This window comes from Aliirhizobium sp. YIM B11859, from assembly GCF_057163345.1.
Window position 1 is genome coordinate 162,176 of sequence record NZ_JBXHAY010000004.1, and the last position, 17,803, is coordinate 179,978.

Annotated in this window: 14 protein-coding genes; all 14 read right to left on the minus strand. The window is 60.9% G+C overall.

Annotated elements, in window-relative coordinates; genetic code table 11:
* Positions 1–104 precede the first annotated feature (104 nt).
* Entirely contained in the window at positions 105–1,190 is a 1,086-nt protein-coding gene (locus tag AC2GXZ_RS17235) for a hydrogenase large subunit (RefSeq protein WP_483760415.1), read from the minus strand.
* The gene (locus AC2GXZ_RS17240) at positions 1,187–1,705 is read right to left on the minus strand and encodes an NADH-quinone oxidoreductase subunit C (protein WP_483760416.1); all 519 of its coding nucleotides are present in this window, start codon (positions 1,703–1,705) and stop codon (positions 1,187–1,189) included. The genes AC2GXZ_RS17235 and AC2GXZ_RS17240 overlap by 4 nt, the downstream gene beginning before the upstream one ends.
* Positions 1,702–2,202 carry a 4Fe-4S binding protein gene (locus AC2GXZ_RS17245; protein ID WP_483760417.1) on the minus strand — a complete coding sequence of 167 codons (501 nt, stop codon included), beginning with the start codon at positions 2,200–2,202 and terminating at the stop codon, positions 1,702–1,704. Before AC2GXZ_RS17245 ends, AC2GXZ_RS17240 begins: the two co-directional genes overlap by 4 nt.
* A 9-nt stretch (positions 2,203–2,211) precedes the next feature.
* The gene (locus AC2GXZ_RS17250; protein WP_112456143.1) at positions 2,212–2,640 is read right to left on the minus strand and encodes an NADH-quinone oxidoreductase subunit B family protein; all 429 of its coding nucleotides are present in this window, start codon (positions 2,638–2,640) and stop codon (positions 2,212–2,214) included.
* Positions 2,641–2,651: 11 nt separating this feature from the next.
* Positions 2,652–3,611, minus strand: a complete 960-nt coding sequence (locus AC2GXZ_RS17255; protein WP_483760418.1) for a respiratory chain complex I subunit 1 family protein — start codon at positions 3,609–3,611, stop codon at positions 2,652–2,654.
* A complete protein-coding gene (locus AC2GXZ_RS17260) occupies positions 3,601–7,437 on the minus strand; it encodes a proton-conducting transporter transmembrane domain-containing protein (protein ID WP_483760419.1) in 3,837 nt (1,278 codons plus the stop codon). The genes AC2GXZ_RS17255 and AC2GXZ_RS17260 overlap by 11 nt, the downstream gene beginning before the upstream one ends.
* Positions 7,438–7,545: 108 nt before the next feature.
* Complete coding sequence (hypF, locus tag AC2GXZ_RS17265; RefSeq protein WP_483760420.1) at positions 7,546–9,912, minus strand: carbamoyltransferase HypF; 2,367 nt, start codon at positions 9,910–9,912, stop codon at positions 7,546–7,548.
* Between the two features lie 228 nt (positions 9,913–10,140).
* Positions 10,141–11,199, minus strand: a complete 1,059-nt coding sequence (gene speB, locus AC2GXZ_RS17270; RefSeq protein WP_483760421.1) for an agmatinase — start codon at positions 11,197–11,199, stop codon at positions 10,141–10,143.
* 29 nt (positions 11,200–11,228) lie between these two features.
* A complete protein-coding gene (locus tag AC2GXZ_RS17275; protein WP_483760422.1) occupies positions 11,229–12,104 on the minus strand; it encodes a polysaccharide deacetylase family protein in 876 nt (291 codons plus the stop codon).
* A gap of 11 nt (positions 12,105–12,115) precedes the next feature.
* Positions 12,116–13,507, minus strand: a complete 1,392-nt coding sequence (locus AC2GXZ_RS17280) for an MmgE/PrpD family protein (RefSeq protein ID WP_483760423.1) — start codon at positions 13,505–13,507, stop codon at positions 12,116–12,118.
* Between the two features lie 102 nt (positions 13,508–13,609).
* Positions 13,610–14,437, minus strand: a complete 828-nt coding sequence (locus AC2GXZ_RS17285; RefSeq protein ID WP_483760424.1) for an ABC transporter substrate-binding protein — start codon at positions 14,435–14,437, stop codon at positions 13,610–13,612.
* Between the two features lie 81 nt (positions 14,438–14,518).
* Positions 14,519–15,289: an amino acid ABC transporter ATP-binding protein gene (locus AC2GXZ_RS17290; RefSeq protein ID WP_483760425.1), complete on the minus strand. Its 771-nt coding sequence runs from the start codon at positions 15,287–15,289 to the stop codon at positions 14,519–14,521.
* Positions 15,290–15,298: 9 nt separating this feature from the next.
* Positions 15,299–16,174 (minus strand): amino acid ABC transporter permease, encoded by an 876-nt coding sequence (locus AC2GXZ_RS17295; protein ID WP_483760426.1) that lies wholly within the window; start codon positions 16,172–16,174, stop codon positions 15,299–15,301.
* The gene (argH, locus tag AC2GXZ_RS17300; RefSeq protein WP_483760427.1) at positions 16,171–17,631 is read right to left on the minus strand and encodes an argininosuccinate lyase; all 1,461 of its coding nucleotides are present in this window, start codon (positions 17,629–17,631) and stop codon (positions 16,171–16,173) included. The genes AC2GXZ_RS17295 and argH overlap by 4 nt, the downstream gene beginning before the upstream one ends.
* Positions 17,632–17,803 lie beyond the last annotated feature (172 nt).

Below are 17,803 nucleotides of genomic sequence, written 5' to 3' on the forward strand. Positions count from 1 at the left end.
GACAAACCGGACGGGGAAGGGGTTTGTGCGTCAAAACGCGCATGGCGTGCGCATTTGTGATGCGCACGCCATGTTGGAACACAAGCCAGTGGGGAACGGAGACTTTACCGCTCCGTGCAGGAGATGCAGGGGTCGATGCTGTTGACGATCAGCGGAATGTCGGAAATGCGACCCCCGACCATCATCACCTCCAGCGCATCCCAGTTCATGTAGGTGGGTACGCGCCACTTCACTCGGGCGGGAATATCGGTGCCATCCGTCTTCAGGTAATAGATCAGCTCGCCGCGCGGAGCCTCGACCTTGGTGATCGCTTCGCCGGCCGGAATGAACGGCAGCGGGCCGGCCGTCAGCGGACCGGCGGGAAGCTCGCGCAGGCACAGGCGCATCAGGCGGATCGCCTCGACCACCTCATATAACCGCACCATGGCCCGCGACCAGACATCGCCGTCGGTATAGGTGATGACCTGAACGTCGAGCCGGTCATAGACCGCGTAAGGCGCGGCAGTGCGCACGTCATAGGCATAACCCGATCCACGTGCCACCGGTCCCATCAGCCCGTAATCGAGACATTGGTCACGGCTGATTACGCCGATACCGCGGGTTCGCGACAGGATCGACGAATTGGTCTCGTAAAGCGGAATGATTTCCTTGACGAGGATCGGTTCCAGCCGGTTGAGCTGGGCGATAACATAGGCGATGCGATCCTCGTCGATATCGTATTTGACGCCGCCGATGACATTGGCGGCCAGATCCATGCGGTTGCCGAACACGGTTTCCTTGGTGTCCTGCATGATTTCGCGGGCTTCCATGACATGCATGAACAGCGATTCGAACCCGACGATATGGGCAAGGATCGCGACGTTGAACATGTTGGAGGCGGCCCGCTTGATCTCGTCGGCGATCACCCGCAGATACTGGGCACGTTCGGGCACCGTGATGCCGGCGATCTTTTCGAGGCCCATGCAATAGGCCTGCGGATGGCTGTTGGAGCAGAGCGAGCAAACCCGCTCGATCAGCGCCAGGTTCTGGTAGATGTTGCGCTTGGCGGTGAGGTATTCGATGCCGCGATGGACATGGCCGGCGGTGATCTCGATGCCCGCGACTTCCTCTCCCTCGACGTCGATGCGGAAATACATCGGCTCTTCGAGAGAGACGTGAAGCGGGCCGACAGGCATATCAAAGGATTTCATTTCGATTTCTCCCGATCGACGATCAGTTTCTCGAACAGCATGGTCGTGCTTGCGGCATTGGACAGGACGGAAAGCGGGATCAGCCGCTGCATCACCCGGCGGTCGACGGTTTCGTCGAGGAATAGCCGCTTGCTGTCGGCGCGGCCGCTGACATGCAGGTCGTAAAGTTCCATGAACTCGCGCTCGTGCCAGTCGGCATTGCGAAACAGGGGAACGATGGTGGCAACGCTGCCGCCGGGTTCGACGCCGACCTTGAGCGTCACCGTGCTTCCCTTAATGTCGAAGTGGTAGGCAATGGTGTTGATGCCCGCCGGCTGATCGGCCATGGCGGTGATCATGCTGAGCCTTGCGCCGATCGCCTTCAGCGACCGGGCAGCCGCGAACAGATCGTCGCTTTGCGACAGCGTGATCCAGGCCGTCACCCGGCCGGCTTGTTCCTCGACGAGCGAGAAATCGCCGGGAATCGTCCGGGCAACCGATGTAACCAGTTCGTTGATATCTGGGACTTCGCTCATACTGCTTCTCCAATATAGCTGGCCTTGCGCCGGCAGTCGGGGCACATGTTCATCAGTCGTTCGGACCGCGGATTGGTGCCCTTGTAGGCAAGCTGATGCAGCATCTGGCCGGCTGGCTGCAGCCTGTCGCCGCAGGCGGTGCAATGCCGGTAGGGGACGACCGCGTGATCGACCTGCTCGTATTTTTCTTCCTGCAGGTGCGACAGGTGCCAGTCATTGCTGAGCTTGATCGCGTTGGTCGGACAGTAATGGGCGCACAGACCGCAGGAAATGCAGGTGTTGTGCCAGATAAGAAAGTGCAGCCCGTCTTCCTGTTCGGAAAAACGGATCGCGCCGCCGGCACAGACATGTTCGCACATGTTGCAGCCGACACAGCTCTTTTCGTCGAACGTCACCTTGCCGCGATAGGCATCGGGCGTGACCGCCTCGCCGAATGGAAACGCCTCGGTCGCCGGTCCCTTGCGCAGATTGTCGAAGAGGATCTTCAAGAATGCCATTGTCGCCTCCTATGCCCGCTTCGCCCAGATCTCGATCGCCTTGGCGATGCCTTCGATGATCGCCTGCGGGCGGGGCGGACAGCCCGGCACGTTGACATCCACCGGCAGGTAGCGGTCGATCGGGCCTTCGATGGCGTAGCTCTCGCGGAAAACGCCGCCGGAGATCGGACAGATGCCAACGGCAACAGTCACCTTCGGATCGGGAATTTCGTCATAAACGCGCAGCACCTTGTCCTTGACGCGGGCCGTCAGCGGTCCGGTGATCAGCACGATGTCGGCATGTTTGGGGCTGCCGCAATATTGGCAGCCGAGGCGTTCCACGTCGTAGCGCGGAATGCAGGCCGTGGTGGCTAGCTCGACATCGCATCCGTTGCAGGAGCCTGCATTGATCCGGTAGAGCCAGGGTGACTTTCGGGCAGCCTTGGAAAAGAAGTCCATGGGGCGATTTCCTAGAAACGAGCGATGACGAGAGCGAGCCCGGCAAAACCGAGCAGTTCAGGCCATTTGAGATAAAAGAGCACGGCCTGGTCGATCCGCATGCGGCCGACGGCTGCCTTCAGCACCGAGACGGCAAGCACCAGCACCAGGCATTTGACGATGAAGACGACAAGCCCGGCGAGGTCTGCCGGACCGTTGGGGAAAAACAGCGCGATGCCCAACCCCAGGACGACCACGGCCTTGGTGACGGACATCAGCTTCAAAAGGCCGAGCGGCGGGCCGGAATATTCGACCAGCGGCCCTTCCAACACTTCCGATTCCGCCTCCGGAATATCGAAGGGAGCAATACCGAGATTGGCCGGGATGAAGCAGAGATAAGTGAGGACAGCCGGCCACATCCACGGATCGAACAGGAAGGCACCGTGTTCCTGCTGGTAGCGGACGATCTCCGTCAGGTTGAGCAGGATCGGCTGGCCGGTGACAGCGCCGGCATGCAAAGCCACCGCCACCAGCGACAAGAGGATCGGCCCTTCATAGGCGAGCACGATCGCCATCTCGCGGGAAAAGCCGATCGCGCCATAGGGCGAGCCGGAGGCGGAGCCGGCAAGCATCAGCGCCACGGCGGGGATCGAGATCAAGTAGAACAGCACGACGAGATTGCCCAATAGGGGGCTCGGATCGTAGAAACCGGGGATCGGGATCATGCCGGCCGCGACCGCCATGCTGGCGAGCCCGGCCACCGGCACGGTCAAGAATACCAATGCATTGGCGGTATCGGGGATGAGGGTGCGTTTGCGCATCAGCTTGATCAGGTCGTAAAACGGCTGGATGAGCGGCGGCCCGATGCGGCGCTGCAGGCGGGCGATCGCCCGCCGTTCGATGCCCTTCAGCCCAAGCCCCAGCGCCATGGCAAACAGGCCGCCCGGGAAGACCATCACGGTCAAGAGGGTCCGGATCGTTTCAATGGTCATGGGCGTGGCTTTCGATAACGGGGCTTTCAGTTTTCGGATTTTCGGTCGCCGGCTTGTCGCGCAGGGCGAGGCGGATCAGACGTTCGGGCGTTTCGTACAATGCAGACGCCGGCATGTGCATGCGGGCATTCGGGATCATCACGCCGCCACCCGTATGGACGTAGCTCGTCACCTGCCGGCTGCCGGAGAGCCTGTAATAGAGCCAGCCGATGCCAGCGGTGGCAGTAAGTGCGATGGTCATTACCAGCGGGTTGTAAGACGACACGCCGGGCAGGCCGCCCAGCCAGCTTGCCTCGATCGGCTGTAGACCCAGCGCTGCCTGAAGATTGGCGATCGGCACCAGAAGCATGCCCGGAAACAACCCGACCACAACACTTGCGGCGACCAGCAGCAGCATCGGCACCAGCATGACAGCCGGCGCTTCGTGCATTTTGGCGGATCTTTCCGACAGCTGCCCCATGAAGGCGGTATGGGCGAATTTCAGGATGGCAGCGAGGGTGAACAGGCTCGACATGAGGGCGGACAAGGCCAGAATGTAATGCCCGCCCCCAAATGCCGCCTCGTAGATCAGAAGCTTCGAGCCGAAACCGTTGAGCGGCGGAATGCCGGCAAGCGACAGGCCGGCAAACAGGAAGACACCGAAGGTCACCGGCATCTTGCGGCCAAGCCCGCCGAGCTCATCGAGGCTGGTCACATGCGCCTGGGCGAGAATGCAACCGGCAACGAGGAATAGCGCGTTCTTCAACAGCATGTGGTTGACGGCATGCATCAGGCCGGCCGCGATGCCGAGCGGCGATCCGAGCGATAGCGCCAGCAGGATATAACCGAGCTGGCTGACCGTGCTGTAGATCAACAGCCGCTTGATGCCGCTCTGGACGACCGCCATGGCACCGGCATAAAGCACGGTGATTGCGGCAATCACCTGCGTCACCTGCGTCAGAGTCGGCATCCAGACCGATGTCTGCGCCATACGGATAAAGGCAGCACCGGCGCCAAGGGCGACGAAAAATTTCAGCACGCCATAGGGGCCGACCTTCAGAAGCACCGCCGAGATGTAACCGCTGACCGGGGTCGGGGCGGGAACGGTGTGCATCTGGTAGTCGATCCTGAACGGTAGCTGGGCGGCCTTCATCAGGAAGCCGATCAGGATCATGCCCGTCGGGATCATCAGATCGATGGGCGGTACGGTGCTGACGGCTGCGGCGAGATCGGCGATCTGGAACGTGCCGGCGACAGTCGCCAACATGGTGACGCCGAGAAAGAGGATGCTGGCGCCGGCAAAGTTGAAGACGAAATATTTCGTGCCCTCGCGCAGCGCTTCCTCGGTCTCGTCATGGCTGATGACGAGGAACAGGGTCCAGCTGCTCATCAGTTCCCAGAAGGCGAAGAAGGAAAACAGGTTGCCGCTGGCGGTGACGCCGAGCAGGCCGGCGATCATGGCGATGAAATAGAAGAAGAAGCGGTTCTGGGCACGGCCGTGCGCCATGTAACCGATCGAATAACAGAGGTTGATCGCACCCATCGCGACGATCGCAACCGCATACCAGAAGGACAGGGCATCGTAGCGGCTGGCCTGCCAGAGGACGGCGGCGAAGGCTGCGATCATGACCACGACCGACAGGACACCGGCGCGAACGGCATGCCCGCGGCCAAGGACATAGACCAGGACCGCACCAATGGCGGCGATGGCAGCGGCAGAAGACCACTGCATGGTCAACGGCGGCAGCGCCCCGGCGGTCAGATGGCCTTCCGCGGCCAACCGGTCGACCACCGGCATGACCAGATGCAGCAGCGCATCGGGATAAAACCCATTGAACAGCGTCAGCCCGGCCAGCACACCGACCACGCAGCGCATCGGCCATGGCGCTTCCGAAATTTCCGGCCCGCTATAGGGTTCGAAGAACACCACCTTGAGAATGCGGGCGTAATACATGGCGCCGATCACGCCGCCGATCAGCATGACGATGGCGACGGGATAAAGCCCGGCCTCGACGCTGGCATAGATCATCATGAACTTGCTGACGAAGCCGCTGAAGGGCGGCACGCTCATGATCGAGAGCAGGCCGATGCCCATGCAGAATGCGGTGAACGGCATTTTCCGGCCGATACCCTTCAACGCCGAGAGGGTCTGGGCATGGCCGGCGGCGCGCATGATCAGGGCACCGGCGCAGAAGAACAGCAGCGTCTTCATGATCGCATGGTTGGCGATATGGGTGAGCGCACCGGCAAGCGCCAGATAGGTGCCAACACCGATCACCATGGTGATCTCGCCGATCTGGGCAAGCGTCGAATAGGCGAGCATGCGCTTCAGATCCACCTGGCGGTAGGCCTGGATCTCGCCGATCAGAAAGGTGATCGCGCCGAGCGTGATCAGCACCATTCCCGGCGCCGTCATGCCGGCGAAGACTTGGCGATGCAGGAAGGCCGCGCCGCCGAAGGCGACGAACAGGATCTTGACGATGCCGAGAATGCCGGCCTTGGTCAGAATGCCCGACATTGGCCCCGAGATCGACGAGGGCGCCACTGGATGGGCTTCCGGCAACCAGCTGTGCAGCGGAAAGAGGCCGGCCTTGGCGCCGAGGCCGATAAGGAAGCAGATGGCGATGAGCCCGCCCATGACCGGCGTCAGCTGCGAGACGCGGTCGGCAATCTCTGCCAGTTCGAACGTGCCGAGCTGCGCATGCAGCATCAGGATGCCGAGATGCATGACATAGGCACCGGAGGCGCAGATCAGGAAATAGGTCTTGCCGGCCTTCAGCGCCTTGTCGGTCTGCTCGTGGATGACGAGGAGATAGGAACTCCAGGTCATCAGCTCCCAGAACAAGTAGAAATTGCCGAGATGATCGGCCGTCGCCACACCGATCAGCGAACCGATCATCACGAAGAGGAAGAAATAATAGCGGTTCATCGCATGGGAATGCGCCATGTAGCGGATCGAATAGACGGTGACGGCAAGCCCGATACCGGAGAAGATCAGGACGAAATAATCGCCGACATCGCCGGCCCTGAGCGTGGTGGCGACCAGCGCGAAGGTGGCGGCGGCGATGGCGACCGCACCGATGCTGCGCAGCCTTTTCGAGAAACGCCCGAGCACGAACAGCAGGAAGCCGCCGAGATAGGGAACGAGGACCTGCGCGCTCCAGCCGGTTTCGAATTCCGGCAGATCGGCGAGGTTTACCATGCCGACGACATGGGCAGCCGTGTGCAGGAACGGTTCGGGGAAAAGGCTGAGGCCGATCGTGACCAGCGCCAGAACGGCCATCGGAATGTCGGCGGCGGTCAGCGCAAAAAAGGAGACGGGCCTGTCCTGCAGGATGCCGTGGCTCTGGCGCTGAAGACAGATCGCCTGGACGGCACGGATGAAATAGACCGCGCTGATCATGCTGGCGATGGTGCCGCCGAGCGCCAGCAGCCAGGCACCGTTTTCGATATCGGCATAAAGGATGATGAATTTCGAAAACGCGCCCTTGAACGGCGACACCCCCATGACCGAAAACATGCCGAAGCCGAACATCAGCGACGCGAACGGATAACGTTCCGAGCTGCCGATAAGATCATCGAGCTTAGAAGAGCCGGTGCGCCGGATCAGCTGTGCCGCGGCGGTGATCACCAGAAGGCGCATGACGACCTGATAACCGAGATGCATGACAGCGCCCGTATCGCCGATCAGCGATCCGGCACCGATCCCCATCAGCACGTAGCCGAGTTCGGCCAGACAAGAGGCCAGGAGCATCCGCTTCAGATCGCGGATCATCAGCAATGCAGCGATTTCGCTTGCCAGCGTGAGGAATAGGCCGAGCCAGCCTATGATTGAAATGTGAGCCATGAACCGCAACCATCATTCGTACCTGCCCATTGCGGGCGTTCGGGCTACGGATAGGACAGTCACGGGCGGAATTCCGTCAGCCAGCAGACAGATCGGCGGCTCATTCGCTCACTGCGACAACACTGCATTGCGGCGGGCGATCCTTGCATTGGCAACGGCAATCTGACCAAGCGAAATGCCGCCGTCATTGGGCGGAACGGCGGTCTGGTGGTGGACGGCATAACCGAGCGCCCGCAGCCGTGCGATGCTGTTGACGAGCAGGAACTCGTTGAGGAAAACGCCGCCGCTCAGGACGATCTGTTTCGTGCCGTACCGGTTCGACAGGCGTCCGCAGATATCGACGACGATCTCGATGATGGTCGAATGAAAGCGCCGGCTGAGCTCGGCATTTTGCTTGTCGGCTTTGATCCCGTCGACGAGACCGCGGACGATCGGGCGAAAATCGATCTCCAGTCGGCCTTCGCCGTTGGTCTGAATGTCATAATCGAACGGCGTTCGCATCTCGTGATCGCGCTCCAGAAGCGCCTCCAGATCGATCGGGCCATGCCCCTCATATTCGGCAGCATGGCAGAGCCCGACCAGTGATGCGACCCCGTCAAACAGCCTGCCCATGCTGGTGTGGGGAGTGGCGTTGATGCGCCGTAGAAACATCGTCTCGAAGACATGTCGTCGCTCAGGATTGAGGAAACGGAGTGGCGGCAGGTGTGGCGAGAGACCGTCCAGGGCACCGAATGTGTCGACCAGCAGCGCAATCGCCGTCCTCACCGGCTCGCGCACGGCCATATCGCCGCCCAGCAGCAGCGATGGCCTCAGATGCGCCGCACGCACGACGTTTTCGTAATCGCCAACAAGGAACTCGCCGCCCCAGATGGTGCCATCGGTACCATAACCGGTGCCGTCGAAGATCACGCCGATCGTGCGGCCGCTAACTCCGTTTTCGGCCATGCACGATGCCATATGGGCATGGTGGTGCTGAACCATTTGTACGTCGAGCGACGTTTGTGAAAGAGCCTCGCGTGTTGCTCGAAAGTCCGGATGCAGATCGCAGGCGATCGCTTGCGGTGTTATCCCGTTGAGCGCCGTAAGCTGATCCGCGATTGCCTGATGTGCCGCGAACATATCCTCATTGCCGATGTCGCCGATATGCTGGCTGATGAAGACTTCGGCGTCGCGCGAGACGGCGACCGTGGTTTTCAACTCGGCACCGAAAGCAAGCACGGACTTGCCCATAGCCTCCGGCAAATGGATTGGGTGAGGAGCAAAGCCTCGCGACCGGCGCAGAAAGGTGAAATGGGGTCTCTCACCATGTCCCACATTCGATAGGCGTATTACCGTGTCGTCGACGCGCGTGTGAATGTCCCGATCGTGGAGCAGGATATAGTCGGCGATATGGGATAACTCGTGCAGCGCCTCCTGATTGGTCCGGCAGATGGGATGGCCCGAAAGATTGCCGCTGGTCATCAGAAGAGCAGGAAGCTCGTCGTCGCTCAGCAGCAGGTGGTGAAGCGGGGCGGAAGGCAGCATGAAACCCAGCAATGGGCTTTTCGGCGCAACCGCTGTCGATACAGCGCAGTCGGCGGAGCGGGAGAGAAGTACGATCGGCCGTGCCGGTGACGCGAGAATGGCGGCCTCCTTGGATGAGACCGCCGCGTAGTGTTTTATCATCTCGATCGTCGGAGCCATCAAGGCGAAGGGCTTGGCGTCCCGTCTTTTCTTCGATCGTAATTGCATGACTGCATGTTCGTCGAAGGGCGAGACGGCAAGGTGAAATCCGCCGATACTCTTGATCGCAACAATCTTGCGATCAAGAAGTGCAGATCTGACGAAGGCGGGGATATCGTCCGTCGGGACGTCGGTTCCCTTCTTGTCGACGAGTTGAAGGCGCGGACCGCAGGCCGGACAGGCGTTGGGCTGGGCGTGGAAACGGCGGTTGCCGGGGTTCTCATATTCCGCCTGACATTCGGCACACATGATGAAAGCGCGCATGGTCGTATGGGCGCGGTCATAAGGCAGTTCTTCGATGATCGAGTAACGCGGACCGCAATTGGTGCAGTTGATGAAGGGGTAGGAAAAACGCCGGTCGGACGGATCGTTCATCTCGCGCAGGCAGTCGTCACAGACAAAACTGTCGGCAGCGACCCATGTCGTGGCAGCAGCGTTTGCGTTGCTGGCGATTATCTCGAAGGTTTCAAACGTCTCGGGCTGCGGATGAGGCCGAATGTCCAGAGAAGCGATCCTGGCCAGTGGCGGATGCTCCTGCCGAAGGGCCTGGGAAAAATCCTGCAGTTGCAGCGGAGATGCCTGTGCGACGATCACCACACCCCGGCTATCGTTGAGGACGCTGCCTCGCACGCCGAGGCGATGGGCGATCCGATAGACGAATGGCCTGAAACCGACGCCCTGCACGACGCCAGAAACGGCAATCTCGACCGTGATCGTCTCCCCGGCAATTTTCGCAGGCGCTTGGTTTTCCATGTGCCTCCTCGAAACGTCCGGTGATGAAATGCATCGGCTTGCAGGCGGGCACAGGATAGGCCTGCTCATTCCTCAGGCTCTTGAGCTATCGCAATCTTGAGACATGGATGAGCATGTTTGCACGCAGGTCCCAGACCACAATGACTGTGTGATCCGGGATCTGGTATTGCTGGTGGAGGGCGAATGTCGGCAGCGCAAATCCGCCGACGATGCTATGGCCCGGTCTGATTACCCTTTTGCGGTCAGGGCCGGGCTGAAGCGGATCAGGCTCAGGATCTCGAACAGCATCTGTGCGCCGGCATGTGCGGTATTGGTGGTCGAGTCATATTGAGGCGCCACTTCCACGACGTCGCCGCCCACAAAATTCAGCCCCTTGAGACCATGCAGGATGTCGAGCGCCTGGCGGCTCGTCAGGCCGCCGATCTCCGGCGTGCCGGTTCCGGGCGCAAAGGCGGGATCGAGGCTGTCTATGTCGAAAGAAAGGTAGGTCGGACCGTCGCCGACCACTTCGCGGGCCTTGGCGATGACGGCATCTATGCCCATCTTTCCGATCTCCTCGGCATGGATGACAGTCATGCCGCTCTCATACGAGAACTCCCAGAGATATTCCGCAGCGCCGCGAATGCCGATCTGGATCACGCGGGTAGGATCGAGAACGCCATCAAGAACTGCGTTGCGGAACGGGCCGCCATGATGGAACTTCGTCAGGTCATAGGCGCCGCCGGTATCGCAATGTGCGTCGATATGGATCATGCCGACCGGTCGGTCGCGGCCGACGGCCTTGAGAATCGGATGGGTGATCGAATGGTCTCCGCCGACCGAAAGCGGGATGACATCCGCATCCACGACTTTGCGCAGATAGGCTTCGATATCCTCATGGCTCATTTCCAGGCGATAGCGGCTGCGGAACGGCACATCACCGATATCGGCAACGTTGATCTCGAACAGGGGAGCCGTCTTCAGTACGTGATTATACGGGCCGACGCGTTCGATCGAGCGCACGGCACGTGGTCCGAAGCGCGAACCGGGACGATTGGTGACACCAAGGTCCATCGGTACGCCAATCAGCGCGACATCGAGGTCGCTGAAATCGGGTTCGGCAGCATCGATCGGCCGAAATGTTGCATCGAGAAGTGTGGGGACGCCGCTATAAGGGGCTGCACGCGTGCCGCCGACGGAAAAGATGCGGTCGGCGACGGCGCGGAATTCCGGGTCGTGAATAGTCCCGCCATGGCCTTCGCCATACCGTTCGCGCAGGCGCTTGAGCGTTTCTTCATCGAGAGCCATGGTGAGATCCTTCGCTGTCGTTATCCGGTTTACTGTTTCGAGGCCGCTTCGAGCGTCTCGTAATGATCGGTGATCTGAGATCCCGTCGCAATCCACACATCGCCCTTGTCGAGCACGTGCTTGAGGAAATCGCGCAGAATGTGCCAGCGCATCGGCCGGCCGGAGACTTGCGGATGCAGGACCATGGTCGTCACGCCGCCCCAGGCATGGGTTGCTTCGAATTCGTCGATCCAGAGCGGAAGCACTGCTTCCCTGCCAAAGAGCGGGCGGCCGCTGGTGCGGCTGGACATGCCGAAATTCCAGTCGTCGAAGGCAAAGTTGACGGGAATTTCGACCAGTCCGGTCGATCCTTCGGAGCCTGCATGGCGATAGGGCAGAATGTCGTCGCGGAAGGAGCTCGAATAACGGATTCCGGACTTTTTCAGATAAGCCAGCAATTCGGGGAAGTTTTCGCCGGATGGCGCGCGATAACCGACAGGGCGGACACCAAGAGCCGACTGCAACGCTTCGAAACCGCGGTCGATCTCCTCGAAGGTTTCATCGAGCCTGGTGCGGTCCGGCAGCGAGTGAATATAACCGTGGTGGCCGATTTCGTGGCCGGCGGCAACCATCGCCTCGCACTGGGCAGGATGGGCGAGGGCCGTCCAGCCCGGCGTAAAGAATGTGCCCTTGAGGCCCAGTTCATCCATCAGTTCGAGGATCTTGGCGATGCCGACACGCGCATCATAACCGCCGTGCGAGGTGGTCACCATCCGGTCGACATTCGACGGATTGTTACCGATCCAGGCGGTTTCGGCATCGACATCGAAACCGATGAACAGCGCGCTTTTCGCGCCGTTCGGCCACACCATCTTCGGTGTCTTCGGAGCGGGGTTCAACGGGCGGGGAGAAAGGTCGAAGGTCATGTCTGCGGCTTTCATCTGAACGTGGGAATGCTGTCGGCGTTGCCCGCCATCAGCGCTTCGATCTCGGTGCAGTCGGCGATCTGTTCGAGATTGCCGAGCGTCTGCCAAAGGGCGTCGGTGCGCTCCGGCGTCAGGCTCATGCCGGCCAGTTCACGGAACTTGGCTTCCACGGCTGTCGGCTGCATCGGTCGCTCGGCGGAGCCGGTGGCACGTGGCACCATGCGATCGACTTCTGTTCCGTCCCTGAACCTCAGCGTCACGACCGGTTCGGCCATGGGGTCCATCGTGTTATCGACCGCGACCCTCATTTTGTCCATCAACGCGTGGACGTCGGCATGGTGGCGATGCTCTTCGGTATAGGCTTGAAGTCCGGCAGTTCCGAAAACGCAGCGTGCTGCCAGCGCATAGGGCAGGCTCATCTGCGTCGGCGCCATGGCGCCGCCCACCTTGGCGCCGCACATGTCCTTCAGCATGGCACTCATTCGAAGGTCGATCGTTTCGATGTCGGTCGCCGCCCGACCAGTTTCGGCCAATACGTCCTCGAGCGCATCGACCGCCGAATGCGCGCCACGGCAGGATGCGTAAGGCTTGAGAACGGCGCGGTTGACTTTCCAGACCTCGCCCAGGCCTTCGGCGAGCAGCTCAGGCTGGCAGGCCGATTTATTATAGGACTTGAAAAAGCCGCCCCAGACATCGTCGAAAACGCGCGACGGGCCGGCAAAGCCGTTGGCGGCGAGAAGGGCCGCCAGAAGCCCTCCTTCAGCCGCACGGCCTGCGTGAAGTTTCTTCGCCTGGGAACCGTCATGGATAAACGCCCAGAGGCCGGAGGAAAAGCTGGTGGCAAGCGTGATTGCGTCGCGTGTCGCCGAGGCGTCAAGGCGAAGCAGGCTGGCGCAGGCTGCAGCAGCAGCCATGCTGCCGCATGTGCCTGTCGAATGCCAGCCGAGGCTGTTATGCGCATCATAACCGCCGGTCGCTTCGAGAATACGGCGTCCGACATCGTAACCGGCAACGACAGCGGTGATCATGCGCTTGCCATCCACCGGTTGACCGGTTTCATGCAGGGCGGAAAAGAGGGCGGGCAAAACGACCGCGCCGGAATGGTCGCAGCCGCCGGAATCGTCCAGCTCGAAAGCATGTGCCGCACAGCCGTTGAGAAGGGCGGCATCGCGCGTGGAACCGGCAAGCCCGGTCCCCCAGAGACGCACCGGACCATCCGGGCGAAGCGATTTTACCGAAATCGCGAATTCGTTCGACCGGGCGCCGGCAACCGCGGCACCGAGCGTGTCGGAAATGTGGGTCTTGGCCTTGGCAACGACATTCGCGGGCAAGGCGTCATAGTCGAGAGAGGAAACGAAGCGGGCCAGCTTGTCGACCGGCGTGTCGGCGAGAGAACGGTTCATGTGATGCTCTGGATGTGCTCGACGAAATCTCCGCAGCCAGGACGGGATGCGGGAAGAGTGCCCGGCCGCGAAGTCTCGCGGCCGGGTGTCTTGATCGGGATATTACTTTACGGCTTCGCCGTTGATGTAGATGCCGTCGAGCATCGTGCCTTCTAGGCCATGCTTGGCGTAGATCGCCTTGTATTCGCCGGATGCCATCAGGGCCTTGAGGGCCGCAGCATAGGCGTCACGCAATGCCGGCTCCTTCTTGGAGAAGGCGATGCCCTGGAAAACGGCCGTGAAGGGCTCGCCGACGATGGCATAGGTGTCCTTTTCCAGGTTGGTCAGGTAAGGCAGCGTTTCCGAACCCTGTACGGCGCCGTCGAGACGGCCCTGCTTCAGCTGTGCGCGTGCGTCAGCCGAACCTTCGGTCCCGACGACCTTGATGGCAGCAAGCCCCTTGGCCTCGCAATTGGCAGCGCTCCACTTCGCCGTTTCATCCGGGAAGGACGTGCGGCGGCTCATGCCGATGGTCTTGCCGCAGAAATCGGCCGGGGTCTTGAACTCTTCCTTGCGGGCAGCCGTCGTGTAGAACTGGGCACCGGACTTCATATAGTCGACGAAGTCGAGTGTGTCGCGGCGCTTCGGCAGGTCGCTCATGCCGCTATGGACCAGATCGACGCGGCCGGTTTCCAGCGAGGAAACCATCTGCTCGAAGCCGATATCGGCCCATTCGACAGTCGTGCCGAGCTGCTTGGCAAGCGCGAGGCCAAGGTCGATATCGACGCCCATCAGCGTATTGGTGGCCGGATCCTTGTATTCCATCGGCGGGTAGTTCGGCTGGTTGGCGACAACGACCTTGCCGGCAGTCTTGATCCGGTCCGGCAGGCCTTCGGCATGGACAGCCGTTGATGCCAGAACTGCCGCGAGGGCAATAAATGCAGTCTTCATGTAAGTTCCCCTTGTTGAACTGGGTTTGGTTGATGTTTGTTTTTTGATTTGCAGGCCGGCATTCTTGCCGGCCCGATGGTCTCAGCTGTGTACAGCCTTGATGAATTCCGCTGTGCGCGGGCTTTTCGGCGAGGTCAGGACTTCGGATGCCGGGCCGACCTCGACCATTTTTCCCGCCTCCATGAAGGCGACTGTATTGGCGACGTTGCGGGCAAAGCCCAGTTCATGCGTCACCACGATCATCGTCATGCCGCTTGCGGCAAGATCCTTCATGACGTCGAGAACTTCCGAAACGAGCTCGGGGTCGAGCGCCGAAGTCGGCTCATCGAACAGGATCAGTTCCGGTCGCATGCACATCGCACGGGCGATCGCCACGCGTTGCTGCTGGCCGCCGGAAAGCTGCGAGGGGTAGTGGCTGATCTTGTCGGCCAGGCCGACACGGGTCAGCAGGTCTTCGGCGCGCTTGCGCACCAGAGCCACCGGCTCCTTGAGAACCTGTACCGGGCCTTCCATGACGTTTTCCAGCGCCGTCTTGTGCGGGAAGAGGTTGAAGCGCTGGAATACCATGCCGACGCTGCGACGCTGCCGCGACATTTCGGCGTCGCTGATCTCGTAAAGATTATTGCCCTCACGGCGATATCCGACCAGCTCGTCATTCACCCAGATCGCACCGGAGTTCATCTTTTCGAGCTGGTTGATGCAGCGCAGGAAGGTGCTCTTTCCCGAACCCGACGGGCCGATGATGCAGCATACTTCGCCCTTGGCGATCTCCAGGCTGACCTGGTCGAGGGCCTTGAAGGGACCGTAGAGCTTGGTGACGTCGACAGCCTTTACAACGATATCCTTGGTCATCTCATGCCCTCACATCGACGCCGTTACGGACTTGCTGCCACGGCCATAATATCGCTCGATATAGTACTGGCCGATCGACAGGACAGTGACGACGACGAGGTACCAGAAGCAGGCAACCAGAAGCAGTTCGAGCACGCGGGTATTGGCGAAATAGATGATCTGGGCGTTATGCAGGATTTCCGAATACTGGATGACGCTAGCAAGCGAGGTCAGCTTGACCATGCCGATCACCTCGTTGCCGATCGGCGGAACCATGACGCGCATCGCCTGCGGCAGCACGATACGCCGCAACATCTGCAATTGCGGCATGCCGATCGCCCGCGCCGCCTCGTATTGGCCGCTATCGACGGACAGAAGACCGCTTCGAACGACTTCCGACGTGTATGCGCCCTGGGAGATGCCGAGCCCCAGCATGGCTGCGACGAAGGGCGTCATGATATCGACGGTGCGGAACTCGAACAGGCCCGGAATGCCCATGGTCGGGAAGATCAGCGCCAGATTGAACCAGATCATCAACTGCAGCAAAGCCGGCGCGCCGCGGAAGATCCAGACATAACCGACTGCGATCGAAGACAGGACCGGATTGCCCGAAACGCGCATGATGGCGATGACGACGCCGAGAACGATGCCGAGCGCCATGGCGGCGACGGTCATGATCAACGTGCTCTTCAGCCCGTCGAGAATGGCCGGCGCAAACAGGAATGTGCTGACATAGCTCCACTCGATCTGGCCGACGCTGAAGGCGCGTACGATGGCGGCGAGAACGAGCAGCACGATCGCGGCGGCGATCAGGCGACCGATATGCCGCTTCGGCACCAGTGTCAGATGCGCGATCTCGTATTTCTGATCGCTCGTGGTGGTGTGCGTCGCGTCCGCTGTGCTCATCGCGCGCCTCGCGTCTGTTGCGGCTCGGACGAGACGCCGGCCGGCAGCAGTTCGGCGGCGGCAAAAGTTGCTCGGGCTTCCAGTGCCGCATTGAAACGTTCGATCTGGTCACGCACGCTTGCCGGCGACGTGGACCCATAACCGGTACGGCTTGCGAGCGCACCTTCGAGCGTGATGGCGGCAAGCACGCCGGGCTTCAGCCGGGCATCGATACTGGGAAGGTCGGCTTCGGTCAGACCCGCCAGGTCATGTCCGCGCTCTTCGCAATAACGCACCACTGCGCCGGTGATTTCGTGTGCCTGGGCGAAGGGAACGCCTTCCGACACCAGCCAGTCGGCAACTTCGGTTGCAAGGGTGAAGCCCTTGGGTGCCTCGTCGCGCAGCCGGGCCATGTCGAATTCCAGCGTTTCCACCATTCCGGCAAAGGCCGGCAGGATCAGTTCCATGACGTCGATGCTCTCGAACAGGACGCGCTTGTCTTCCGCCAGATCGCGGTTATAGGCAAGCGGCATGGCCTTCATCGTCGCCAGGAAGCCGGCGACATTGCCGATAAAGGTGCCGCTCATGCCGCGCGTCAGCTCGGCAATATCCGGGTTCTTCTTCTGCGGCATGATGGAAGAGCCGGTCGAGTAGCTGTCGTGCAACTTGACCCAGCTGAACTGCTTGGAGGCCCAGATGCAGATTTCCTCTGCAAGGCGTGAAAGGCTGACGCCGACCAGCGAGCAGATGAACAGGAATTCGGCGACGTGATCGCGGGCCGCGACCGCATCGATCGAGTTCTCGCAGGCAGCGGAGTAACCGAGTTCTATTGCCGCAAGATCGGGGCGATTGACGATGCCCGAGCCCGCCAGAGCCGCTGCACCCAACGGCGAACGGTCGAAGCGGCGGTCGAAATCCTCGAAACGCTCAAGATCGCGGAGAAGACTCTGGGCGTGCGCCATCAGATGATGGCCGAGCACGATCGGCTGCGCCGGCTGAAGGTGGGTGAAGCCCGGCATCACCGTTTCGGTGTGCTTTGCGGCCTGTGACACGAGCGCCTTCTCGACGTCGATGATGCCACGCGACAGTTCGCGGGCCATGCGACGGAGATAGAGACGGGTATTGTTGGCGGTCTGGTCGTTACGCGAACGACCGGCGCGCAGCTTTCCGCCGAGCGCGCCAAGGCGCTGCATCAGCAACCGTTCGATGAAGGTGTGAATATCCTCGTCCGAGGAGATCGGCTGCTCGCGCTTATCGGCGATGTCGATCTCGATCTGGTCGAGCTCGGCCCTGATCGCTGAAAATTCCGTTTCGTCGAGCACGCCGGCGCGCTTCAATTCGGAGGCGTGCGCACGTGAGCCGGCCAAGTCCTCGCGAAAGAGGCGGAAGTAGGACGGATGCGCGCGGGACAGGTTGGCGAGTGCTTCGGAAGGGCCAGACTTGAAACGTCCACCCCAGAGCTGGGTAGGCTCCGACATTAATTTTCCCCTTTTGTCAGAAATTTAGGCAAAATTCACATGTGGTCGTAATTCAGGCAAGCGAAGTTAATTCCTTGAGCTATGAAGAAAACGACTAGCCAGTACACCCTACGGGGCTTACTCTGTATGCGACTGAACTGATGTGAGGCCAAGGTGTCCGGTCGTAAGCAAT